Below are 24,428 nucleotides of genomic sequence, written 5' to 3'. Positions count from 1 at the left end.
AATGGAGAAATTGGACGCACAAAAAAAGACGAGAGCTTTTCCAGTCTCTCGTCTTTTGCCGCAAGCTTTTTGTCTATAGGCTCGTTGAGCCGTTCTAGATTACAGGCATTTCTTCAAAAGCCAGATTTCTTCCTTACCTTCGCGGCCGGGGATGCTATTTACGGGCTTGATGCGTTCCACCACATCGAAAACGCCGCCGAGGCGCGCCATGAGTTCGCCTTCGCTCGTTGCATGGGGAGGGCCCTGCAGCGTCTTGCCGTTCATGAGCGGGTAGAGGAAAAGGATCAGGACGCCGTCGTCCTTGAGCATCTTGTAGCAGACTTCGAAGAACTCGTCGCGACGCCCCGGATGGATGGCGGAGAAAGTGCAGTAATCGTACACGATGTCGAACTGCTGGCCGCCGCGCTTGGGGTCCTTGGGGGTGAGCGTGAAGAGGTCGAGGTCGAGCGAACGCAAGTTCTTGTGCTTGCGGCTCAGGTGGTCGAGTTCGTCAACGGCCGTAGGCGCAAAGTCTACGGCGAGCACTTCGTGGCCGCGTTCGGCCCAAGCTTCTGCATCGTAACCGAAACCCGCTCCGGGAACCAGCACGGAGCCGGTAGCCGGGCAAGAGGGGTGCTTGAAAAATTCGAGCAGGGCAGGGGTCGCCTTCTTGAAATTCCAGTAGTCCTTGCCATCGGCATAGAGGTTGTCCCAGAATTCCGGGAGGTTCTGCGTTAACATTCTTTACCTTCCTTTTTGTACGCGAGTTGCCCGCAGGCGGCGAGGATGTCGCGGCCGCGCGGGTTGCGGATCGTTATTTGAATTTCGGCGGCACGCACGGCGGCGAGGAAATCCTCGACCTCTTCGGGCGTGGGGGCGTGCAAGCTCGGGTCATCACCGTCATTAAGCACGATTGCGTTCACCTTCACTCGGCGGGGGGCGCAGATGCGGATCAATTCCTTTGCGGCCTTAGGGGTGCAGGTGATGTCCTTGATGAGCACGAACTCGAACGTCACATAATTATCGGTGCGGCGGATGTATTCGTCAACCGCTTCGAGGAGTTTCTCGATGGGCCAGGTCTTGTTCACCGGCATCACGGACGAACGGTATTCGTTGTTCGTGCTGTTGAGACTTACGGCGAGGCAGCAGGGCGTATTGCGGTCGACAAGTTCCTTGATTTTCGGGACAACGCCGCTTGTACTCACGGTCATGCGCTTTGCGCCCATGTTGAAGAGACTCTGGTTGTGCAGGGTGCAACAGACTCTGTGCACGTTTTCCAGGTTGTTGAGCGGTTCGCCCATGCCCATGAAGATGATGTTCGTGACCTGGGCGACATTGCCTTCTTCGTTCAAGAGTCCGGCTTCTTTCAGGAACCAGTTCACATTGAGGATTTCTTCGAGGATTTCGCCCGCTTCGAGGTTCCGGGTGAAGCCCATCTTTGCGGTGCGGCAGAAAGCGCAGTTCATGGCGCAGCCCACCTGGGTCGACACGCATACGGAGAAGCGTCCGTTGGCTGGAATCATCACGGTTTCGATGTGGTGGTCGTCGCGTGTCCGGAAGAGCCACTTGACAGTACCGTCGACCGATTCCATGCGCTGTTCCTCGATGAGGGATCGGATGGAAAACTGTTCGGCCAGTTTTTCGCGGAGCGAGGGCGGCACGTTCGCCATTTCGTCGTAGGATTTTACCTGTTGGCAGAAAAGCCATTTCTGGATTTGATCGGCGCGGTATTGCTTCTCGTTTACATCGCGAAGCCAAGCCTTGAGCTCGTCAGTCGTGAGAGATTTTATGTCGCGCGGCCATTCCATGGTGGCGTAAAGATAGAAAAAAAACAGTTTTTTGTTAAGGGTAAAAAAGCTTTTCAATCCCTTTAAAAATAAGGGATTGAGGCTATCTTGCCGGTCATGCGCTAGAACATTTTGCGGGGCTTTTTCGGCCCTTGCGTGTTTTCTGCGGCACCCTTGTTGCTGAAGAGCGTTGCGTCGTCGGCGGACTTGGTTTTCACCTTGTAGTGGTCGCCATCGCAGACTTCGTCGGGATAGTTGTTGGTGGTGTAGAGGCAGTATGTCTTTTCGGTGCAGAATTCACCCGCGAGTTTACCCGTGACGTTGCAAACGCCGCGGCTGATGACTCCGCTCGGAACGGGGAACGATTTCTGCGGAAGACCCTTGTGAATCTTTGTCATGACGGCAATCCATGCGGGAAGCGCGTAGTTGCCGCCCGTATGGCCGACGCCCATGGAGACGGCCTGGTCGAAACCGACCCAGACGCCCATGGTGTAATGCTTCGTAAAGCCGATGTACCAGGCGTCGGTGTAGTCGTTCGTTGTTCCGGTCTTGCCGCCGCTCGGGTGGTTGAATCCGCTCTGTGCGACCTTGAATCCGGTTCCGCGGACGTTTACGTCTTTCAGGATGTCGACCATTAGGTAGGCTGCGGAGGGCTTCATCACGACACTTTCGACCTTGGAATTCTTTTCGATTACTTCGCCGTTCTTGTCTTCGATGGATTCGATCATGTAGGGCTCGATTCGGGTTCCTCCGTTCGGGAATACTGTGTAGGCCGAGGTCATTTCGAGGAGCGTCGCTCCGACAGACCCGAGGGCGAGGCTCGGAACCGCTACGAGCGGAGCCTTGCGGATGCCGAAGGCGCGGGCGTAGTTCACCACGTTGCTCAAACCGTATTTCGAGGCGGTGAGGATGGCGGGGATGTTTTTCGAACGGTAAAGCGCCCTGCGAAGCGACATCATGCCTTCGAAGTTCTTTTCGGAGTTGTGCGGGCGCCACATGCCGGTTGCCGCAGTCTCGTCGGTCATGGTGATGGGAGCGTCGTTCACCGAGTCGCAGGGGGAAGCGCCGTTGTCCATGGCGACGGAGTAGACGATCGGCTTGAAGGACGACCCAGGTTGACGCAGGGACTGGACGGCGCGGTTGAATCGCGATGTGTTAAAGTCGCTGCCGCCGACCATTGCGCGAATTGCGCCCGTCTCGTTCTCGATAACGACTGCCGCCATTTCCACGTCATGGTAGCGGATTTCGGGCGGGTAGCGCCATTTCTTGATATTTGCGGAAGTGTCCTTGCTCAGGTAGTCCTTCTTGAACAGGGTGTAGACGCTGTCGAAGTGGACGAGAACGCTGTCAAGTTCCATGTTGTACTTGTCGGCGAGCTTTAGGTTCTTGGCCGCCTTCTTCTGGAATTCCTTGCGGTATTTCTTGACTGTCGACTGGATGACGCTGTCTGCGAGTTCTTGGATGTCGGGGTCAATGGTGCTGTAGATGGAAACTCCGTCAGCGTAGAGCGAGTTCTGCCCGTACTTCTTTTCCATGTACTTGCGGATTTCTTCGTAGTAGTAGAGGCCGGAGCCCGTTTCAGGTTCCTTTTCGGCGAGCGCGATGGGGGTCGCTATGTATTTGTGGTAGTCTTCCTTGCTGATGTAGCCTGCGTCGTACATGGCGAAAAGGACCGTGTTGCGACGTTCGAGCGATGCCTTGGGGTGCTTGTCAGGGCGGTAGGATTCGGGCGCCTTGAGCATGCCCGCTAGCACGGCGTATTCCGGAATGGTGAGGCTGTCGAGCGGTCGGCCGAAGTAGTATTTGCCTGCGGCCTGGAACCCGTAGTTGCCGCCTCCCAGGTACACCTCGTTCATGTAGAACTCGAGAATTTCCTGCTTGGTATAGGTCTGCTCGATGCGGATGGCGGTTATCGCTTCCTTGATTTTACGGGAGATGGAGCGTTCGGGCGTGAGGAACAGGAGCTTGGTCAACTGCTGGGTGAGGGTGGAGGCTCCGCGCATTTGCTTGCCGCTCAACTTGCTTTTGATGACTGCAGGCGGGATGGCCCAGACGTTCATGCCCCAGTGGTTGTAGAAGGCGCGGTCTTCGGTCGCCATGACGGCGTGGATTGCGTCTTCGGGGATGGAATCGAACGAGGTCCATTCGCGGCGTTCCACGAAGTACTTGTGCACAATTTTCCCGTTCATGTCGTAAATGTTGGTGACGAGCTTCGGGTTTATTTGCTCTAGCTGGGCGAGGGAGGGGAGCTCCGGCAGGTAATGGTTATAGACGATGACGACTGCGACAAATCCGAGAATTATGGGAAAGCAGAGGATGGCGAGGCAAATGTCGAACTTTTTGTCGGAGAAAAGCTTCTTCGCGATGGTCAGGCAATAGGCTAGGATGGACTTGACTTTTTTCATCGTTAATTCTTGGATATAAAAAATTATTCAACAAATTTAGAAAAATCCCTTGACAATTCAACCGATAATTCTATATTTGGGCACGTCACGCGGATGTAGCCCAACTGGATAGAGCGTTTGGCTACGAACCAAAAGGCTCCAGGTTCGAGTCCTGGCACCCGCAGAAAAAACGACTTGCGTAAAGCAGGTCGTTTTTTTTTGTTCTTTCGAGGCGAAATCCCCGCGAAAATGCCTCCCGATAGCCCTTCCCCGCAGAAAAAACGACTTGCGTAAAGCAGGTCCTGCAAAGCGGCCCCTATATAGTAATGATTTTTAAAAATAAAAGGGGAGTCTAAAATATATTTCTTTAACAAAAGGTCATGGGAATTTTTACATTTGGGAACATATGTATACTTTTGTATTTGCAAGTTTTTTATATCTTTATTGTATGAAATTAGATGACCATGAGGTGTTTTGTAGTGCGTTCCGAAAACTTGTGATCGGCATAAGGAGGGATTCGTTGGTCACGCAGCGTCAGCTGTCGAAGATTTCGGGGCTTACTCGGCAATTTATATCAATGTTGGAGTGCGGAAAGAGGATTCCCTCTTTTGAGACTTTTTGTGCGCTGGCGATGGGACTGGATATGACACCGGTCGAACTGCTGGAAAGGTTTTCGGCCATCTATGAGGCGGAATACATGGCGAAGAATCGTCGGCTTCGGGAGCGGAGCAAGGCTGCCGAATATATCAGGAATACATCGGGGCGAAATCTGTTGGAATCGTAGCTGACAGCCGCGGAATGTTTCATTTTAAAACACTCTTGCAAGAATGTCTCAAAATAAAACACGCGAGCGTGCGAAAAAATTGGCTGATATTTGACTTTTCCACCTGTTTGACGCAAAAATCTTGCCAAAAAGGTCTTTTTTGGAAAAAATCTGTTTGGCACAGATTTTGCTTTTGTTCAAGCGAACAAAATAGTCCAACTTGGACCAAGATTTAAACAAAAGGGTGTCGCGAAAGCGACTGCCCGCAAAAAAGGAAAAGTAAAATGATCAAGCCTTTAGCAGATCGAATCGTTGTCAAGCCGGCAGAAGCCGAACAGAAGACCTCCTCGGGTCTCTTCATTCCGGATAACGCCAAGGAAAAGCCCATGCAGGGCAAGGTCGTGGCCGTGGGCCCGGGCCGCAAGAACGACAAGGGCGAAATCGTCCCGATGGAAGTCAAGGTGGGCGACGTGGTGCTCTACGGCAAGTACAGCGGCACTGAAGTCACCGTTGATGGCGAAAACTACCTCATCGTGAAGGAACCGGACGTCATCGCGACGCTCTAATCAAAAAAAGTTTATAAAAAAGGAAAAACAAAATGGCAAAGCAACTCAAGTTTGATGTGGCGGCTCGCGAATCCCTCATGAAGGGCGTGGACAAGCTCGCCAACGCAGTCAAGGTAACTCTCGGCCCCAAGGGCCGCAACGTGATGATCGCCCGCTCCTTCGGTGCCCCGAACGTGACCAAGGACGGCGTGACTGTCGCTAAGGAAGTGGAACTGGAAGACGCCTATGAAAATCTCGGCGCCCAGATGGCCAAGGAAGTCGCGAACAAGACTTCTGATGCCGCCGGTGACGGTACCACCACCGCTACGGTGCTGGCCCAGGCCATCACCCGCGAAGGCCTCAAGAACGTGGCCGCCGGTGCAAACCCGATGGACATCAAGCGCGGCATGGACGCTGCGGTTGACGCCGTCATCAAGGAAATCGGCAAGATGGCCGTGAAGATCAACGGCAAGGAACACATTGCCCAGGTCGCTACCATCTCTGCGAACAACGACCCCGAAATCGGTGACTTGCTCGCCAACGCTATGGAAAAGGTCGGCAACGACGGTGTCATCACCATCGAAGAATCCAAGACCGCCGACACGGTGCTCGACGTGGTGGAAGGTATGCAGTTCGACCGCGGCTACCTCTCTCCTTACTTTGTCACCAACACCGACAGCATGGAAGTCTCCCTCGAGAATCCGTACATCCTGTTGTACGACAAGAAGATTTCTACCATGAAGGATTTGCTCCCGATGCTTGAACACGTGGCAAAGCAGGGCAAGTCTCTCCTCATCATCGCCGAAGACGTGGATGGCGAAGCTCTCGCAACGCTCGTTGTGAACAAGATGCGTGGCACCCTGAAGGTCGCCGCCGTCAAGGCCCCGGGCTTCGGTGACCGTCGCAAGGCCATGCTCGAAGACATCGCTATCCTCACTGGCGGTATGCTGGTTTCCGAAGACACGGGCGCGAAGCTCGAAGATGCTCCGGTCACCGTCCTTGGCCAGGCCAAGTCCATCACCATCACGAAGGACAACACCACGATCGTGGAAGGTGCCGGTGATGCTGCCTCCATCAAGGGCCGTATCGGTCAGATCAAGAAGCAGATTGAAACCACCACCAGCGACTACGACCGCGAAAAGCTCCAGGAACGCCTGGCCAAGCTTGCCGGCGGCGTTGCCGTGATCAAGGTCGGTGCCGCTACCGAAGTTGAAATGAAGGAAAAGAAGGACCGCGTCGACGACGCCATGCACGCAACCCGCGCTGCCGTCGAAGAAGGTATCGTTCCGGGTGGTGGCGTTGCCCTCATCCGTGCCGAGAAGGCCATCGACTCCCTCAAGTTCGATAACGACGACCAGAAGACCGGTGCTGCCATCATCCGCCGCGCCATCGAAGAACCGCTCCGCCAGATTGTGCAGAACGCTGGCCTCGAAGGCTCTGTGGTGGTGAACAAGGTCAAGGAAGGCAAGGACGCCTTCGGTTACAACGCGAAGACCGACACCTACGAAGACCTCATCAAGGCTGGCGTCATCGACCCGGCCAAGGTGACCCGCACGGCCCTCAAGAATGCCTCCTCCATTGCCTCGATGATCCTCACCACAGACTGCGTGATTACCGAGAAGAAGGAACCCAAGCCGGCTGCTCCGGCCATGGACCCGGGCATGGGTGGCATGGGCGGCATGATGTAATAAAGGTTGCTGAGCTTGTCGAAGCGCCGATAAAGATTCTCCTCCTAACAAAAAGCACTCGGTTCGAAAGAGCCGGGTGCTTTTGTTTGTTGCGCCGTGAGGGGCCGTCATACGAGCCCCTCCCTAACACACCCTCCTTTCCCAAAAGCTAAAGACTACTGTAGGTCTCTTTGGAGTATTTCACACTTGGCTTTTTTCCAAGTTTCGAAATCATCGTCGGCGATGTGCTGCTTGGCTTCGCGCATCAGGTGCAGGTAAAAATGCAGGTTGTGGATGCTGGCAAGCGTAAAGCCCAGCGATTCTCCGGCGTGGTGCAGGTGGCGCAGGTACGCGCGGCTGAAGTTCCTGCAGCAGTAGCAGTCGCAATTCGGGTCCACCGGCTTGTCGAATTCCTCGGCATGGCGCGCCGCCTTGTAGCGCAGTACGCCTTCGCTCGTGAACAGCATGCCGTTGCGCGCGTTGCGGGTTGGCATCACGCAGTCACACATGTCCACGCCGCGCTCGATGAGCTCCAGCAGGTTCCACGGCGTGCCCACGCCCATCACGTAGCGGGCGTGGTCCTGCGGCAGAATGTCGGTGCAAAAATCCGCAATCTCGTACATCGTCTCGGTGGGCTCGCCTACGGAGAGGCCGCCCATCGCAAAACCGTCGGGCCCGAGTTCCGCAATGCGTTCAATCGCCTGCTTGCGCAAGTTCTTGTGCATGCCGCCCTGGATAATCCCGAAGAACTGCTGGTCGTACCCGTGGATGGGCGGGTGCTCCTTGAGCCATTGCATGGCTTCTGCGGTCCACTTGAGGGTGAACTTGAGGCTATGTTCCGCCTCCTTTGCCGTGCTCGGGAACGGAGTACATTCGTCGAGCGCCATGATGATGTCGGCGCCTATTTCGCGCTGGGCGTTCATGACGCTTGCGGGGCTAAAGAAGTGTTTTGAACCGTCAAGTATGCTCCTGAACTCGACGCCCTCCGGTGTAATCTTGCGCAAATCCTTCAGGCTCCATACCTGGAATCCGCCGCTGTCCGTCAAGACCGGGCCATCCCAAGCCATGAACTTGTGGATGCCGCCCGCCTTCGCGATGCGGGGCGTGGTGGGGCGCAGGTACAGGTGGTAGGTGTTCGCGAGGATGATTTCCGCCTTGATGTCCTTGAGCTGGGCGGGCGTGACCGCCTTGACGGTCGCTTCTGTGCCCACCGGCATAAAGATGGGGGTCGTCACGTCGCCGTGGTCGGTGTGGACCACGCCGAGGCGGGCTTTTGACTTCTTGGAGGTCTTTAGGAGCTCGAAACGGTTCATGAAATAAATATAAGTTGTTTATCTTGGTGCTAAAGATAGAAATTAAAAGCAAAAAGAAAACCCGGCTTTTCAGCCGGGTTTCTTCTGCGGTCGGACAGACTTGAACTGTCATGGGATCGCTCCCACTAGCACCTCAAGCTAGCGTGTCTACCAATTCCACCACGACCGCGTGGCCCTTAGCGGAACGGCAACAAATTTAGATTGATTTGCGCCGTTTGTAAAGGGGTAGGGGTGAAAATTTTTGAAAAAATTAAAAATTAAACGCCCGCGACCAGTTTGTCGAACACTTGCCCGCGCACCTTGTAGTTCTTGAACAGGCCAAAGCTTGCGCAGGCGGGGCTCATGATGACCGTCCCGCCCTTGCCGATGGCTAGGCTGTCGGCGAAGGCTTCCTCGAGGGTGGGGAAGATCTTTGCCGCGATGCCCGCGGAATCGAGCCCGGCCTGCTTCAGGGAATCGAGCATGCGCTCTGCCGTCGCGCCGATGAGGGCGATGCGCTTGAGGTTCGGGCGCTCCTTCACGAGGATGTTCGAGAGTTCGGTGAAGTCCGCGTTCTTCTCGGAGCCGCCGAGGATGAGCGCGAAGGGGCGGTTCATGCTGGCGGTTGCGGCGATCGTCGCGTCGGGGCGGGTGGCATAGCTGTCGTTGTAGAATTCGATTCCGCGTTTTTCGCCCTTGAATTCCATGCGGAAGGGGAGTGTTTCGTAGCTCTTGAGGGCTTCGAACGCGTCGGCCACCTTGATTCCCAATGCCTTGCAAGCGAGGGTCGCCGCCGCCATGTTTTCGAGCTGGTAAATGCCGCGGACCTTGCAGTCCGAAAGGTAAAGTTTCTCGCCGTCGATGGCGAGGGTGGCGCCGTCGATGACGGCGTCTCCGTCGCCGAAACCGTCTTCGTTAGCGTGGCATACGGCATACTTCGTTCCGGCAGGGCTTTCCCCTGCAATCTTTGCCGAGGGCTCTGCATCCTTCAGGTACACGCAGGTACCGGAGCGCTTCTGCCAGCGGACGAGGTTGGCCTTCGCGTCCCGGTATTCCTCGACGCTCTTGTGCCAGTCCAGGTGTTCGGTCGAAACACGCAGTACCACGCCCACGTCGGGCGAGAGCGAAAGCGTCATCAGCTGGAAACTGGAAAGTTCTAGAATGCTGATGCGGTTGGGCGTCTCTGTCTCGAGCAGGTCGAGCGCGGGCACGCCGAAGTTCCCGCCAATTTCGTTCTCTACGCCGCACTTGGTTAAGATGTGGCTAATCATGCTCACGGTAGAACCCTTGCCCAAGGTTCCCGTGACGCCTACGACCTTCCTGGATTTAGTTTGTTCTAAAAACAGCTGAATCTGGCTCGTCATGATTCCGCCGTTCATCTGGAACTTGAACAGGTCCTGACTCATCGGGTACACGCCTGCCGAGCGTACGACGGTTACGCAGTCCTTGAGTCCGTCCAGGTAGCCTTCGCCACTGAAAACCTTCACGTTTACGTCTGCGGGTGTGTCCGGTAACTTCACCGGGTTCTTGTCCATCACGACGATTTCTTTAACGCCGTTACGTACAAGGTAATTGAAAGTGCTCTGGCCTTCGACGCCAAAACCCAAAATGCCAACAGGAGCGACTATATTGTTCTGCATGTAAACCTTCTTTTCCGATGCGGCCAGGATGCCGCTCTTTTAAAATAAAAATCCGCCCCTTCGAATGCAGGGCGGACTTCGTAATGCGGTCGGACAGACTTGAACTGTCATGGGATCGCTCCCACTAGCACCTCAAGCTAGCGTGTCTACCAATTCCACCACGACCGCAGGATAGCCGACGCGGCGGCCAAAACCGCCTGCGTCAACAAAATCCTTATTGCGCAGCAGGAGCTTCGGTAGCCGGAGCAGCGGGGGCTTCAGCTGCAGGAGCAACTTCAGCTGCCGGTGCTGCCGGAGCGGCGAAGTCTCCCGGGAGGGCCGGAGCCGGAGCCTGCTGCTGGGCGGCGTTTTCACGAGTCGCCTTCTGCATGGCAGATTCTTCCACCGTCTGGTCCTGCTTGGCCGTGATGAGGCCGAGGAGGAAGACGACGATAAAGAAGATCACGGCCACGACACGGGTCAACTTCTGGATGAAGGTCGCGGCACCTGCGGTAGAGAATGCAGACTGGGAAGTCATGCCGCCGAGGCCTGCGAGACCGCCCATCTTGTCGTTCTGAACCAGAACGAGCAACATGAGGAAGAGGCACAGGAACACGTGCAGGACGATACCAATCCAAAAGAGTGTTGTCATAGTCGTTTTACCTTGAATTTAAAGTTTTAATTAGCGAGCTTCGGCAGCGTCGATGATTTCCTTAAAGGTGTTAGCCTTGAGGCCTGCACCACCAATGAGACCGCCGTCGATGTCCTTCTGGGCGAGGAGGCCGGCAGCGTTGGCACCCTTCATGGAGCCACCGTACTGGATGCGCATGCCTTCGGCAACGGCTTCGCCGTAGATTTCCTTAACAACGGAGCGGGCGTAGGCCTGAGTGTCCTGAGCCTGTTCGTCGGTAGCGGTAACGCCAGTACCGATTGCCCAAACCGGTTCGTAAGCGAGAACGCACTTGGCGGCGTCTTCGGCAGAAACGTCCTTGAAGGCGCCCTTAATCTGGAGACCGAGGACTTCCTTGAGGATGCCGCCGTTGCGCTGGTCGAGGGTTTCGCCAATGCAAATGATCGGCTTCAGGCCGGCTTCGAGGGTCTTCTTGACCTTGAGGTTCACGGTTTCTTCCGTTTCGTGGAAGTACTGGCGCTGTTCGGAGTGGCCGATGATGATGTATTCGGCGCCGATTTCCTTGACCATGTCAACGGAGACCTTACCGGTGAATGCGCCCTGGTCCTTCCAATGGATGTCCTGGATGGCGAGCTTCACGTTGGTACCCTTGATGACGTCGGCGACCTTGGCGGCAGCGAGGTAAGTCGGGGCGATGACCACTTCGGTCTTCTTCACGTCCTTGACGGCTTCCACGATATCCTTAGCGAGCTGAACGGATTCGCTAACGGTCTTGTTCATCTTCCAGTTACCAGCAATGATATACTGACGCATAATTAACTCCTTGAGAGGTTTAAAATTTAACGCGCCTAAATTTAGTAAAAAAAGCCGCCCTTTGAAAGGCGACTTTTAAAACTTTGGCCGTAAAATGGGCTAGTTGTAGTTGCTGGAACGGCTGGAAGTCGGGGCCGGGGAGCCGCCATAGCGGTCGCCTTCGATCTTTTCCAAGATCCATTCGTTCTCGTAGCCCTTCAAACGTGCCTGGTCGGGGTGCTTCCAGATGAGGCGCGTGATGAGCTTGCCTTCAGGTGTGTAGTATTCCCACACGCTGCTGGTGTCCGTTTCCATTTCGTGGTCGGGAGGGCCCCAGAGCAGGTTCACCATGTCGTTGGTCATGCCTTCTTCGATGTAACCCTGCTTGAACACGTCCTTGAGGCGCTTGTCGATGCCCATGCTTTCCTTCGTGACGAAGTACTCGCGTTCGTATTCGTTTTGGCCTACACCACGTTCGATAAGAATAGGGGAGGAAGCTTTGTTTGCGCAACCCCAAAAGAGCAGTCCGCTCAGGGCAAGCACGCACAGATGAGAAATTTTCATAGGGTCTCCTATATGTTTTGTGCCTACAAAATAAGAATTTCTTGCGCAAATGGACGAATATTTTTTAGATTTTACAATGAAATGGGACTTTTTGGTCGTCAAATACGTATTTCGCTGCTTACGGTGGTCTTCGCGTTCGTCCTGTCCATGGGCGACGGTTTTGACCAGAGTGCCCAGTATGGCTTTCGCTATGGGCCGAACCTCTCCTGGAGTATCATGGGGAATACCCCTTTTGTATGGGGACAGTGGTTGCCGCAGCTGCTTGCGGATGTCCATTACACATGGCTGGAACCGGTCGGTGAACTCAATTATGGCGACAAAATGGGAAAGACGCCCACGTTCCTGAAGATGGAAGGCGCCCTGGAAATTTCGCCTTTCTATGCGGGATACCAGGCAGGGCTGGGGCTCCGGCCGTTCAAGACCAATCCGCAGGTCGAGGTCATGGCCACCTACTTGAGTTTTTTCTACCTGAGAAGCAATCTTGAAATGGTGACCTCCGATGTCATCGGTGAAGGTCGCATCGCCGAAACGTGGAATGCGGACTACATCGTCGATAACGTCTGGAGCGGGGAAGACGACGGCTTTAACTACGCCCAGCTTTTCGACATCGCTGTCAAAATCGAGTATTTTTTCCCGAAATCGGCGCTCATAGGTTTGAACATGCACTATATCTTGTCGGATATCAGCACGGATTTCAAGGGAAAAAGCTATGACTATAGGCTCAACATGCCGGTGTTCAGCCGAGACTTCGTTCTGGATTTCGAATTCTTCGGCCGCATCCCGGTAAGCGAACACGTGGCTGCCCTTGTCGAAACGTCCGTGTTTAGTACAGGTCTGTTGCGCAATGGCGATGTGGTGGAGAAGGAATCCCTTCGCTACATGATGGTGAAACTTGGCCCGCACCTTTCCTGGAAAGACGGATTGCATAGCGCCACCCTTGAACTGGGTTTCTGGAAAAGGCTGAAGGACTCGTTCTACGATGGCGACCTGAGCCAGCAGTTTATCGTACAGCTGCAGTACCAGGGTTACTTCTCGTTCCCGATCCACAAGAACGTGCGGTAGGCGCGGTCCGTATTCAATATGCTTTCGCGCAGGGGATCCTTTGCCAGGTCTTCGATGGGGTAGATGGAACGGATCCAGATGTTGCCCCTGTAGTTCGGGTGTTCCACGGTTGCAAGTGCAGGAAGATCAAGCCCGGAAAATTTTTTCCATGAATTGATCTGGATGACCCTCTTTTCTTTGCGGGCGCCGCGCATGGTGACCGAGTTCGGTTGCGGCAGCGTGTCGAGGGCGATGCTCCACCACATGTTCGAGAATGCGGTCGAGAGAATGTTCGGTTTCTGTTCGCTTGTATCCTTGCACAGGAAGTTCCCGTGGGCAAGGAGTTCCAGGTCGTCGTATTTGATGGGCGTGTTTGCGATTTCGTCGCGGAGGTGGTGCATCGCCATTTGGCGCTTCAGTTTCGGAAAATCCTGTTCGATATAGCGTAGGTCATTTGTCGTGATGTACTTGAAGGAGGGACGGTCGGGCAGGTGGATGAAGAACGTGTCGACCTGCTCTTGCTCGTGGTGTCTCCATTCGATGTCGATACGGGCGCGCGAGTGCTGCACGTTGATGAACCATCCTTCGAGATTGGCTATCATTGAGCGTTCGAAAAGCTTGTGGACGCAAAGGTCCTGGCCGTAGGATGCCGGAAGTAGGGCGAATGCCAGTGCGAACGCGATAAGGAATCTCATGATTCTAAAGATATAAAAAAGCGACGGCTTTTGCTTGCTGCCAAATTAAAACTTTAAAAAAAACGAAAACTCCGGGCCCTCCCAATGGCTAAAGGAGGGAACGGAGTTTTTTGGTTTAGGAAGAATTCGGGGCTATCGACTAGCCTTCTTCGACTGCGCTGATTTCGGCGTCGTCGTCGGCTTCGAGCGCGTCGTTTTCGCCGAGCTTGAAGAGTTCCACGTCCTTCATGCTCTCGCGGATCTTCTGCTCGATTTCGGAGCAGAGTTCCGGATTGTCCTTGAGGAACAGGCGGGCGTTCTCGCGGCCCTGGCCGATGCGTTCGTTGTTGTAGCTGAACCAGGCTCCGCTCTTCTGGATGATGTCGAGCTCGCATGCAAGGTCAAGGATGGAGGCTTCGCGGGAGATTCCGCAACCGTAGAGGATGTCGAATTCGCACTGGGTAAACGGGGCCGCGACCTTGTTCTTGACGACCTTCACGCGAGTGCGGTTGCCGATGACCTCTTCGCCGTCCTTGATGGCTGCGATACGGCGGATGTCGATACGCTGGGTGGCGTAGAACTTGAGGGCGTTGCCGCCGGTGGTGGTCTCGGGGTTCCCGAACATCACGCCGATCTTCATGCGCAGCTGGTTGATGAAGAGCATGCAGGTGTTGGACTTCGAAAGGATGCCGGTGAGCTTGCGGAGCGCCTGGCTCATGAGGCGAGCCTGCAGACCCACGTGGTTGTCGCCCATTTCTCCGTTGATTTCGGCCTGTGGCACGAGGGCGGCCACGGAGTCGATTACGATGATGTCGATGGCGCCGGAGCGGACGAGCGTTTCGGCGATGTCAAGGGCCTGTTCGCCAGTGTCTGGCTGGGAAACGAGGAGGGATTCGATGTCGACACCGAGCTTGCGGGCGTAGACCGCGTCGAAGGCATGTTCCGCATCGATGAAGGCTGCGACTCCGCCGAGTTTCTGGGCTTCGGCGATGGCGTGCAGGGTAAGCGTCGTCTTGCCGGAAGATTCGGGACCGTAGATTTCGATGATGCGGCCGCGGGGGAAGCCTCCCACGCCGAGAGCCATGTCGAGCTGGATGCACCCGGTCGGGATGACGGGGATCTCTTCGACGGGCTGCTGTCCGAGAGCCATGATGGAACCTTTACCATAGTTCTTTTCGATCTGCGCAATGGCGGCTTCGACCGCCTTTGCCTTGTCGGCGGAAAGGTTGCTTGTGGGTGTCGTGTTTTTCTTTGCCATATTGGACTCCATTTTTTGTTTTTCTTGTCTAAATATACTATTTAGTGTTCACTTGTGCAAGTGCTTTTTTGGTTATTTAACAAAAAAAGTAGCTTGCCCAGCACTATAAAAACGGTTTTGAGCCTCACTTTGTGCCTGTCACCGTCGAAAATTTTACAAAAAGCCTCATTTTGCAAACAATTGTTGCCTGTTTTCCAGGAAATCGACATCCAGACGGTGCCCACGGGCTTGCCCGGGACGGCCCCGCCCGGCCCCGCGATGCCCGAGGTGGATACAGCCCACTGGCAGCCGAACCTTTCGAGTGCGCCTTTGGACATTTCCTGGACGGTCTGTTCGCTTACGGCACCGAACTGTTCGAGGGTCTCGTGGCGGACTCCGAGGAGCTTTTCCTTGATCTCGTTCTGGTAGGCGACGATTCCGCCTGCAAGGACTTCTGAAGAACCGGGCTCGTTCACGATGCTCGACGCTACAAGCCCGCCCGTGCACGATTCCGCTGTTGCCATCATCTCGCCGCGTTCGATGAGGGTCACCTTGATGGCGCGGACCAGTTCGGCAATTTTTGCTTCGAGTGCGCTGGCCTCGATTTCCATGCCTTCGATGTTTGCGTCCGTGACGGCTTGTTCGTTCTTCATTTCCATACTCCGTAATTTAGAATAATTGTGTGTCATAAAATGACATTGTAGATAAAACCTGAAATTTTCTTGAAAAATATATTTTTCGGAGTCGCCCTGCGCACCCGGTTTCTCGCATTTAACTATATTTCTTTACGATGTTTAAATACCTGTCTGCCATAATCCTGCTTGCGAGCCTCGTTTTTGCTGGCGTATCGGCTGCGCAGACGGTTCCGGCGGATTCCGTACAGCCAGATTCGTCCTCTTTTGTGGGTGACCCGCTGGTGAAGGGCAAGACGGGTATTGAATCCATAGACACGCTTCCCGTGAACGAGTGGGATATTCCCACGAAGCGCAATTCGCTTGGACTTACCATGCTCCTGAGTATTTTGCCGGGCGGAGGGCATTACTATACGGAACATTACGTTCGGGGCGGGTTCATCACGGGTATCGAGGCGCTGCTCTTTTACGAAGTGTATATCAACAAGGCTTGGCAGAAGGACCGCGTGCTCGAACAGGCGCAACCCTTCCGCGATTCCGTATCGATGTATACGAAGATTATACGCGAAATGGACAACCGCGACAGCCTGGCCTATTACCAGAACAAGCGGAACGAGTATGCAAACCGCGTGCGCGAGAAGAGCGACAAGAAGATGGAGCAGGAGGACCTGCGCTACGCCGAGAATGCCTGGCTGTTCGGTCTTCACTTGTATGGGATGATGGACGCTTTCGGCATCTGGTACAATAACAACTACAGGAGCGTGGAACTCCGCAGCATGACGACGGCGCTGTTGCTTGGGCTTATTCCGGGACTCGGACAAATGTACAATGGCGAGTTTGGCAAGGCGGGCTTACTTTATATGGGGCTCATCGGGGCGGCGGCGAGTATCCGCACCTCGCAGAATATGGTCGAATACTACCTCGATCGCAAGCATTTCCTGGAAAGCGAGCAGTCCAGCAAGGAGGAACTGGAACGCGTGAAGGAACGCGTGACCTATTACCGCAAGAACAGGAACCAGTACATTTGGGGATTGGCGCTTATCTACCTGTATTCCCTCGGCGATGCGGTTGTCGATGCTTTGCTGAGCGACTTCGATAACCCGATGCACTTTGCACTGCTCCCGAATTTTACGGGTGGCGCGCAGGCGCTGGTCTCGTTTGACTTCTAGCGTTAGTCGCCCATCTTGAGCGGCGGCATCTTGATGCCTTCATGCACGGTCGTGAATTTCCCGCGGAAGTGCCCTTCGCTGTTGCGCGTGAACTCGAATCGCGTGACCATCGCGTAGCTGAACATCCCTTCGACAAAGACCTCGTCCGGCAGTCCGCAGGCAAAGTGCTGCAAGGCCGCGATTACGCCCGCATGGCTTACCCACAGGAATTCGCCGTTGTCGTCGAGCGTGTCGAGTAGCGTCTCGACGCGTTTGTCCACGTCGTGGAAGCTTTCGCCCGTGGGGAACCTGTACCCGCGCCAGTCGCTTTTCCAGGTGTGCATCTCGGTGCGGGGGACGGCGGTGAGCTTCTGGCCTTCCCACGTGCCGAAGTTTATCTCCATGAGCCGGTCGTCCCTCTCGATTGCAAGTCCCGTGGCTTGTGAAAATTTTTCTGCAAGACGCATACAGCGCAGGAGCGGGCTGCTAATCAGCCGCGTCGGGTGCGGGCCGGCCTTCAGGAAGTCTTCGAGGGCGCTTTTTGCCTCGTCTTCGAAAGAGGGGGATACGTCGAAGTCGAGTCGTCCGTAGCAGACGTCATTCGGGTTGTAGGGCTTGGTATGGCGAACGGTCCAGAGAATCATTGCTGCTTCGTCATCCCCGCGCAGGCGGGGATCTTTAGTTAAAAAAAGTGCAACCCGAGGGTTGCAAAAAGAAATCCTAGGCGACCTGAGCACATAAAAATTCACAAGTCCGTTGCTGCTTTCGCCCTGGCGAGTTGCCCGCAAATAGTCATTGCGCAGGGCCTAGGAACCTTAAATATAGAAAATTTTCTGCAAAGAACAAGAAATTTGAATGCCTTTTTTGAGCGAAATTCGCCATTTTGTTGAAAAATTGTTGAAAAAATGAGATTTTGTGCACAAAAAAAGAGACGAAATGTTCCATCCTGTAAATTTTTGTATATATTACTTTTGTGGGATGTAAAAATTCCGTTTCATTTCGTGCCTATATAGAACATTTTTTGAAAGTCCTGTTTTTCAGGAGGCGATTATGTTTGAAGGATTGAAAAAAACGGTTTATTTGGCTGTGCTTTTGTCCAGCCTATTTGGTGTTGCTTTTGCGGCCAAGGTTGCACCGCTTTACTTTGAAAGCCTCGGTTCATCGGCTGGTGAGAATGCTGATGCCCAGCAGGAATATTGGGACGGCTTGATGAAATACAAGCTGTGGGGCTCTGAAGGATTGACGTTCAATAAGCATACGGTGCATATTGCGGATAAAAATGGCTATAACGGCACTGCAACGGGCGATATTTCCTTTTTCAACGGAGCTCATCATGTGGGCGGGCCGCTTCTTTCGGGAAAGGGGTTGCATCTCTCGGATGATGGCACGACTCCCAATAATGATACCCTGAGTGGAGGCCCGGTAAGGGTTCTTGGCGATTTTGCAATTGCAGATTGGGCGGCAAATTCTGGTCCGGTTTCTGGAGCCATCTATGAAGGACCTTATTGCGTGCAGGGCTCTATCAGAACACGTTCTTCGCAGGCTTACGATAATACACTGACCAACTGGGCTGCAATGGTCAAGGGTGGCGTCTATGGTACATCGGGTGTGGTTGCTGCGGATGCTGCGACTGCCGATTCTACTTACACTTATAATGTTGAGAATCCTGAAACGGGTGACCTTGTCCCTGTTACGGAATACTACAAATACGTGGCCTATCCGTTTGCAGTGGGTACGTACCAGTCTTGCCCGGTGGAGGTCCCTCCGGTAGATACTCACTTGCGTGTGCCTCTTTGGCCTGAACCTGCAGAATGGGCTCCAGGTATCAATATGTCCAATGGTATTGACGAAGTTGCCTATATCCATGTTCCGCCGGAAAGCGCTTATATTAACGAATATGGCACGTATGACCTGTATATTGAAAATATCTATATGCACAACAGCGCACACAAGTACTTGTACGTTGTAATGCCGCATGGTGGTCGCCTTACAAGAATCTTTGTGCGCGATGGTTTCAATATTCAGCCGAGTGCAAACAGCGCGGTGATTCAGGTTGTCTATGTCGATAGGAACGCCGTTTACAATACGACCACCAAAGAGTGGGATGTGAGCGCTCTTGTCGATAGTAACTACATAAGTAATGCGAAATATGCTGGTAACCTGATGTTCTATACAAATAAGGATGTTCACTGGAAATCTATGGTCAAGCCGAGTTACCAGGGAACCTTCATGACGACAGGTAAGTTCACCATTGAAAACCACTTTACACTCGCTGGCCAACTTGTGGCAAATAATCTGTGGTTCGAATCCGATATCGTGGGCGATTTCCGCTATGTGCCGTTTGACCCACCCATACTGAAAATTGACCCGGAAGTGCTCCAGAACGGAGCCTTCCCCGAAAACAACGACGATGCGGAAATTCCGATATCTCTCGATACCGTAACGAACACGTCTGTCGATTTCAACTACTGCTTCGATTTGAATCTCTCGACGGCAACGCTGGAGGATTTCCAGAGGACGGCAAAGGCTCCGTTCCCGGTATGCGAATGGAGTGATACCACGTGGAACTACGTCCATGAAAATGACGATACCTCTATGCCTATAATAGATAGTGTGTATGTAAGCCATGTTGTCCATCATGACTCCGGCTATGTGGTTATCCCTGCACATCGCCTCACTCCCTACGATGAGAACAAGGCGTACCTGAACGTGTTTATCGATGGCATCGGAGAAAGTGAAGAATACCTGCACATGAAGATATTCAACCTTGCAGGTGCTGTGTTGGAAGGCAATGAACGTGAGGGTCACTTTACGTTGACCATTGTAGATGCGAATAACCCGCCGGTTGCTGGTGCTTCTAGCGTGACGGGTACCGAAGATGTGGCGTACACCTTCAAGACGAGCGACTTCTCGTACTCTTCGAGTAAGGGCTATGCGGAAACGGGCGTGGTTGTGGCCACGCTCCCGAACAAGGGTACTTTGACTTACAAGGGCGGCAACGTTACTGCGGGCCAGTTTATTCCGGTGGATTCCATCGGCGACCTCAAGTACACGGGCAAGAAGGATGATTTCGGGACTCCTGCCACCACCTTCCAGTTCAAGGTTCGTGACGAGATGAACTCCACCTCGGGTGCCGCTATCATGACGGTAAATCTTGCTGCAGTAAACGATAAGCCGAGTGCTACGGCGAGCGAATTTACCATTGTTGAAAATTCTGCAGTCGGTGCAAAAGCGACTGGGTCGCTCGTCGTGAAGGATGTGGATGACAATGCGTTTGTCTATACCCTGGTGGGCGGTGCTACCGATATTTTCCAGATAAACTCCTCTACGGGCGAGATTTCTGTCAAGAAGGCCGTTTTGGATCACGAGACTAAATCGACATACACGGTGACGGTGCATGTGCGTGACATGGCTTCGACGACGAAGCTTGCCGATACGCTTTCGTACAATGTCGCTGTGACGATTCGCGTGCTCGACAAGAACGAGGCTCCGTCTGTTGCGAATACAAACCTCGAAGTTCCTGAAATTTGCGATTCCGGTACGGTTGTCGGTCCGGTTGTCGCTACGGAACTCGATACGGCGGCGGCATTCACGAAGCTTGCCTATACGATTGTGGAAAGCGGCGTGCCGTTCGTGATGGATTCGAACATCGTCAAGGTAAAGGATCCGAGCAAGCTGAATTACGAGACGGATTCCGTGCTCGCGTTCCATGTGGTTGTTTATGATGGCGAGTATACCGATACGGCCCTCGTGACGGTGAAGCTTACCGACGTGAACGAACCTCCTCACTTTGGGGACAACATCCCTGTGCTTACGGTGGACGAGAACGCTCCGGCAAATACGAGCGTAGGCACTGTGACTGCGGACGATGTGGATGGCACGGAAAATCTGACGTATTCCATTATCGATGGGACCGGTACGTTCAAGATTGTTCCTTCTACGGGCGAGATCAAGGTCATTGCCGATAGCACCATCGACTATGAAACCAAGGCCTCGTACACGGTGAAGGTGGTGGTGACGGACAAGGAAGGCCTTACCGATACGGCTACCGTGACCATCAAGGTGAACGACGTGAACGAGGCGCCCTCTATTGAGGATGCTGTGTTCGCGATTGACGAGAATTCCCGGAAGGGCGATTCCGCAGGGGCTGTCGTTGCGTCTGACCTCGACACCGCGGCGCAGTTCCGCATACTTACTTACGCGATCGTGGAAACGGGCGTGCCGTTTGAACTGGATTCCAATATCATCAGGGTGAAGGAATCCGGCACGTTGGATTATGAGACGGATTCCGTGTTTACGTTCCATGTGGTTGTTACCGACCAGGACGGTCTCTCCGATACCGCCGCAATTACGGTGAAACTCAACGATACGCCGGAACCGCCGAAGTTTGATGACAAGACTCCCACGTTGTCGGTCGACGAGAATGTGCCCGCGGGGACGAGCGTCGGTTTCGTAACTGCATCTGATGTGGATGAAGACGATGTGCTTACCTACAGCATCAAGGATCCGACCGACACCTTCGTTATTGATTCCGCGACCGGCGAGATTACGGTGAAGGCTGACAGTACCATCGATTACGAAACCAAGAACGAATACACGATGACCGTGGTCGTGACCGACAAGTTCGGCTATACCGATACGGCGACCGTGACCATCAAGGTGAACGACGTGAACGAAACTCCGGATGTGCCTGACCAGACCATCGCGGTGAAGGAAGACGCCGCTGTCGGTAGCGACATTGGCAAGATTGTTGCGTCCGATCCCGATACGGCGAAGGCGTTCAGCACGCTGACCTACGAACTGGTGGAAGAGAGCGGCGTGTTCGATGTGAAGGAGGATGGCACTGTCGTGCTCAAGAAGGAACTCGACTACGAGACGGATTCCATACTTACCATCAAGGTGCGCGTGACCGATGGGCTGCTTTCGGATACGGCGCTCGTGACGGTGAAGGTGACGAATGTCGTCGAGAAGTCCGAAGTTCAGATTACCCGTGCCGAGATGCGCGATACGGTCGTCTTGAATCCCGACACGCTTTACGTGAACACCACGGACCTTTGTATCGAATGGAAGGCCGACGGCAAGCTCATGGGCCCTGACTGCGACCTCGATATCCACGAGGGCGAGAACATCATCATCCGCACGTTCCAGGATCCGACTAAGGATGTCCCGGGAGCAGATACGCTGGTGGTTTACATGAGCACGGCTACTCCGGTCGTGACGGTGACGAAGGCTGTGGATGAGGCCGCATGGGCGAGCATATTCACGGTTATCGAGGAACCGGCGGCTAACGACCCGACCTTCTATGTAAACGACCCGAAAAATGACATCAGGGTGACCGTGACGGATACGGTGACCGGTTCGAAGGAATCCTTTACGGTGAAGGTGGAACTCGACACGATGAAGGTGCCTGAAAAGACGTTTAGCGGGACCCTATCGGGTATCGTGGATGCGGGGCTCACCTTGAACGAGAATCCTGCTTCCGGAGTGACCTACTCGCCGGTAAACGGGGATACGGTCGTCGTATCGTACATGGAAGTGGTGAACGGCAAGGAAGTTGTCGTAAGCTACAAGACCGACCTGAAGGGAAATATTCTCGAGAACGGGAACGGGGCTAAGGTCATGACTGTCACCTATACGACCGAAGTGAACGGCCACGAGGTGCGCATTTCTTACGAAGCCGATGCGGTTACGGGCGAGGTCTTCCACTCTGCGGGAAGCTTTGCGAGCGCGGCCCTGGAAACTTCCGAAACGGGCAAGGACGGTCAGTCCGGAAAGTCCGGCAAGGATGGCAAGGGTACGAAGGATGAAAAGTCCTTGGATGCGGCTGTCTTTACGGTGACGTACGACTACGTGGATGCCAGCGGCAACGTCGTTACGGTTTCTTACGGCGTGGATGAAAAGGGCGACATAGTCCGCAACGGCGATGGCAACATCGGCTACGAGGTGAGCTACACCTATACGAACAAGTACGGCAATTCGGCGACTCGTTCGCTCTTCATCGTGCTCGACGAGGTGGCTCCCGTTGTGGAAATCCTCTCGCCTGCCGATGGGGACCTCGTGTACTCGAATTTCGTGGAAGTGAAGTGGACCGTAGATATGGGCGACGGCCGTGGCGCTATCGTGCAAGATACACTCATTACGCAGGGCCTCGAGAAGGGTGCAAACGCCATCGTGCGCTTCTACCGCGACAAGGCGGGGAACGAGGCTTCCGACACGATTATCGTCATCATGAAGAATGCGAAGGACGTGGATATCGCGGTCGAGCGGCCTGTGACGGTCGTGACTCGTGAGAAGACGGATGAATACTATGCAAAGAACGAACCCGAAGAGGGTGAAACATTCGCCATCTCCATCTACAATACAAAGGCGGACAAGGAAGTGGAAACCCAGGTGGGCGGAAGCTTCAAGACGAAGGACGGGAGCGGGGATGTGCCGTATCCGGGACTTTCCGGTCACTTGGGACCGACTCTCGGAATCGATGCGAAGGTGCCTATAGCGACAGCGACGGGCGGACTTGCGACTCTTGACGATATCGTCTCGAAGGACGGCATGGTCCCGCTGCAGGGTGTCGATTCCAAGACCAGCGAGAAGATCTCCGTCGACGAGTATGTGGAGCAGTACTGCGATGCGGAGTTTGCCGAGAGCGCCGGCAAGGACTTCAGCAAGGCGAACCTCTTCAAGACCAAGATGTACGTGAATATCTGGATTTACACGAGCCTTGGCCAGTTTGTGGACTACTACTCGTTTACGCAGGACCTGAACGATCCGGAATACGTGAACGATGCGGGACTCCTCACGCTTTACTTCGAAATGAAGCCGGACCGCAACGGCGACGTCCGCTCGAAGTCGGGACGGCTCTACGCGACTGGCGCCTACGTCTTCAAGACGGAGGTCGAACTGAAGAGCACGCTGCGCTGTTCGCTGCCCCCGATGGTCGAGTCGAAGAAGGGAAGCGGCGTGTATAGCCCGGACAAGGATTCGAACGTGAAGGGCTCTGTCCGCTCCGTCAAGGAAGATCTGCTGAAGAGCTTCGGCTACAAGCGTCCGAAACAGGACTAGTGGGGTCTAAAAATTGAAGATGCCCGGGTTTTCCCCGGGTTTTTCTTTTTGTTTTGAAAACTTTACAAATTGGTGTGATTTGGCTCACACGATATTCCAGGTGGCCGAAAAACGGCCCGATTTGTTCCGATTTCCACCTTGCCACTCTTTGAATGTAAGATTTTTTTAGTATTTTTACTTGTGTGTGGGGATTTGGTCTAAACCTTATCCTGTGGTGGATAATATGAAGAAGAAAATATTTGGTCTTGTAATATTCCTAATTGGAATAACAACCACTTTCGCTGCGGACGTGGCTCCGCTGTACTTTGAAGGGCTTAGCCATGATGTTTCCCAAGATCGTTGGGATTCCCTAATGAAGTACAAAATCTGGGGAACGGATTCAATTCATATCTTCCGAGATGTGTCCATTACGGATGATAAAGGCTATAATGGCACCAAGGGAAAGCTTACGTTTGAGAGTATGTACCATCATCTAGGTGGTCCGACTCTTGTGGGTGATAGCGTCAAATTTATCAATGGTGGTGGGGACACCTTGTCTGTTGGTCCGGTTAGGGTACAGAAGTCTGTACAGGTGTCGTCTCAGTCGAACAACGTGATGGAGGGTGATTGGTGCG

General features: G+C 54.0%; 18 protein-coding genes, 3 tRNA genes and 1 other RNA gene. 7 read left to right on the top strand and 15 right to left on the bottom strand.

Annotated features, from left to right (window positions below; all coding sequences use genetic code 11):
- Window positions 1-99: 99 nt before the first annotated feature.
- The 3 genes from B4B27_RS03840 to B4B27_RS03830 form a co-directional block, all read right to left on the bottom strand.
- Complete coding sequence (locus B4B27_RS03840) at window positions 100-720, bottom strand: methyltransferase (RefSeq protein WP_173382603.1); 621 nt, start codon at window positions 718-720, stop codon at window positions 100-102.
- Entirely contained in the window at window positions 714-1,787 is a 1,074-nt protein-coding gene (gene rlmN, locus B4B27_RS03835) for a 23S rRNA (adenine(2503)-C(2))-methyltransferase RlmN (protein WP_290723825.1), read from the bottom strand. Before rlmN ends, B4B27_RS03840 begins: the two co-directional genes overlap by 7 nt.
- A gap of 101 nt (window positions 1,788-1,888) precedes the next feature.
- Complete coding sequence (locus B4B27_RS03830) at window positions 1,889-4,171, bottom strand: penicillin-binding protein 1A (RefSeq protein WP_290723823.1); 2,283 nt, start codon at window positions 4,169-4,171, stop codon at window positions 1,889-1,891.
- 89 nt (window positions 4,172-4,260) lie between these two features.
- Between B4B27_RS03830 and B4B27_RS03825 the strand changes: the two genes are divergently transcribed.
- From B4B27_RS03825 to groL, 4 genes are all read left to right on the top strand, one after another.
- Window positions 4,261-4,334, top strand: a tRNA-Arg gene (locus B4B27_RS03825).
- 264 nt (window positions 4,335-4,598) lie between these two features.
- On the top strand, window positions 4,599-4,934 hold the full coding sequence (locus tag B4B27_RS03820; RefSeq protein ID WP_290723821.1) for a helix-turn-helix domain-containing protein: 336 nt from the start codon (window positions 4,599-4,601) through the stop codon (window positions 4,932-4,934).
- A 263-nt stretch (window positions 4,935-5,197) separates the two neighbouring features.
- Window positions 5,198-5,479 carry a co-chaperone GroES gene (gene groES / locus B4B27_RS03815; protein ID WP_072809723.1) on the top strand — a complete coding sequence of 94 codons (282 nt, stop codon included), beginning with the start codon at window positions 5,198-5,200 and terminating at the stop codon, window positions 5,477-5,479.
- A 32-nt stretch (window positions 5,480-5,511) separates the two neighbouring features.
- Window positions 5,512-7,146 (top strand): chaperonin GroEL, encoded by a 1,635-nt coding sequence (groL, locus tag B4B27_RS03810; protein WP_072809725.1) that lies wholly within the window; start codon window positions 5,512-5,514, stop codon window positions 7,144-7,146.
- Between the two features lie 155 nt (window positions 7,147-7,301).
- Here the strand turns inward: groL and tgt are convergent, their stop codons facing one another.
- From tgt to B4B27_RS03775, 7 genes are all read right to left on the bottom strand, one after another.
- Window positions 7,302-8,438, bottom strand: a complete 1,137-nt coding sequence (gene tgt / locus B4B27_RS03805) for a tRNA guanosine(34) transglycosylase Tgt (RefSeq protein WP_097034993.1) — start codon at window positions 8,436-8,438, stop codon at window positions 7,302-7,304.
- 85 nt (window positions 8,439-8,523) lie between these two features.
- Window positions 8,524-8,607 (bottom strand) — tRNA-Leu (locus B4B27_RS03800).
- An 88-nt stretch (window positions 8,608-8,695) separates the two neighbouring features.
- Window positions 8,696-10,057, bottom strand: a complete 1,362-nt coding sequence (gene murD, locus B4B27_RS03795) for a UDP-N-acetylmuramoyl-L-alanine--D-glutamate ligase (RefSeq protein ID WP_290723812.1) — start codon at window positions 10,055-10,057, stop codon at window positions 8,696-8,698.
- Between the two features lie 84 nt (window positions 10,058-10,141).
- Window positions 10,142-10,225: transfer RNA gene (locus tag B4B27_RS03790), tRNA-Leu, on the bottom strand.
- Window positions 10,226-10,271: 46 nt separating this feature from the next.
- Window positions 10,272-10,688: a preprotein translocase subunit SecG gene (gene secG, locus B4B27_RS03785; RefSeq protein ID WP_173382953.1), complete on the bottom strand. Its 417-nt coding sequence runs from the start codon at window positions 10,686-10,688 to the stop codon at window positions 10,272-10,274.
- A gap of 30 nt (window positions 10,689-10,718) precedes the next feature.
- Complete coding sequence (gene tpiA, locus B4B27_RS03780; protein WP_290723808.1) at window positions 10,719-11,480, bottom strand: triose-phosphate isomerase; 762 nt, start codon at window positions 11,478-11,480, stop codon at window positions 10,719-10,721.
- A gap of 99 nt (window positions 11,481-11,579) precedes the next feature.
- Window positions 11,580-12,023 (bottom strand): hypothetical protein, encoded by a 444-nt coding sequence (locus tag B4B27_RS03775; RefSeq protein WP_173382395.1) that lies wholly within the window; start codon window positions 12,021-12,023, stop codon window positions 11,580-11,582.
- An 81-nt stretch (window positions 12,024-12,104) separates the two neighbouring features.
- Between B4B27_RS03775 and B4B27_RS03770 the strand changes: the two genes are divergently transcribed.
- A complete protein-coding gene (locus B4B27_RS03770; RefSeq protein ID WP_173382396.1) occupies window positions 12,105-13,085 on the top strand; it encodes a hypothetical protein in 981 nt (326 codons plus the stop codon).
- On the opposite strand, the gene B4B27_RS03765 is transcribed toward B4B27_RS03770, so the two are convergent.
- From B4B27_RS03765 to B4B27_RS03755, 3 genes are all read right to left on the bottom strand, one after another.
- On the bottom strand, window positions 13,049-13,759 hold the full coding sequence (locus B4B27_RS03765) for a hypothetical protein (RefSeq protein ID WP_173382397.1): 711 nt from the start codon (window positions 13,757-13,759) through the stop codon (window positions 13,049-13,051). The two genes, B4B27_RS03770 and B4B27_RS03765, sit on opposite strands and share 37 nt — an antisense overlap.
- A gap of 139 nt (window positions 13,760-13,898) precedes the next feature.
- Entirely contained in the window at window positions 13,899-14,996 is a 1,098-nt protein-coding gene (gene recA / locus B4B27_RS03760; protein ID WP_173365248.1) for a recombinase RecA, read from the bottom strand.
- Between the two features lie 41 nt (window positions 14,997-15,037).
- The gene (locus tag B4B27_RS03755; RefSeq protein ID WP_290723800.1) at window positions 15,038-15,628 is read right to left on the bottom strand and encodes a CinA family protein; all 591 of its coding nucleotides are present in this window, start codon (window positions 15,626-15,628) and stop codon (window positions 15,038-15,040) included.
- 137 nt (window positions 15,629-15,765) lie between these two features.
- Here B4B27_RS03755 and B4B27_RS03750 point away from each other — a divergent pair, with 137 nt between their 5' ends.
- Window positions 15,766-16,776 carry a DUF5683 domain-containing protein gene (locus B4B27_RS03750; protein WP_173382400.1) on the top strand — a complete coding sequence of 337 codons (1,011 nt, stop codon included), beginning with the start codon at window positions 15,766-15,768 and terminating at the stop codon, window positions 16,774-16,776.
- A 2-nt stretch (window positions 16,777-16,778) separates the two neighbouring features.
- On the opposite strand, the gene B4B27_RS03745 is transcribed toward B4B27_RS03750, so the two are convergent.
- Both B4B27_RS03745 and ffs read right to left on the bottom strand, forming a co-directional pair.
- Complete coding sequence (locus B4B27_RS03745; RefSeq protein ID WP_290723797.1) at window positions 16,779-17,399, bottom strand: histidine phosphatase family protein; 621 nt, start codon at window positions 17,397-17,399, stop codon at window positions 16,779-16,781.
- 71 nt (window positions 17,400-17,470) lie between these two features.
- An RNA gene (gene ffs, locus B4B27_RS03740) (signal recognition particle sRNA small type) lies at window positions 17,471-17,567 on the bottom strand.
- A gap of 238 nt (window positions 17,568-17,805) precedes the next feature.
- Here ffs and B4B27_RS03735 point away from each other — a divergent pair.
- Complete coding sequence (locus B4B27_RS03735) at window positions 17,806-23,814, top strand: cadherin domain-containing protein (RefSeq protein WP_290723794.1); 6,009 nt, start codon at window positions 17,806-17,808, stop codon at window positions 23,812-23,814.
- The last annotated feature ends 614 nt before the right edge of the window (window positions 23,815-24,428 follow it).

This window comes from Fibrobacter sp. UBA2449, assembly GCF_002342555.1.
Taxonomy (GTDB): domain Bacteria; phylum Fibrobacterota; class Fibrobacteria; order Fibrobacterales; family Fibrobacteraceae; genus Fibrobacter.
The sequence above is the reverse complement of the archived record's forward strand: the minus strand, read 5'-3'. Positions and strand labels throughout refer to the sequence as shown.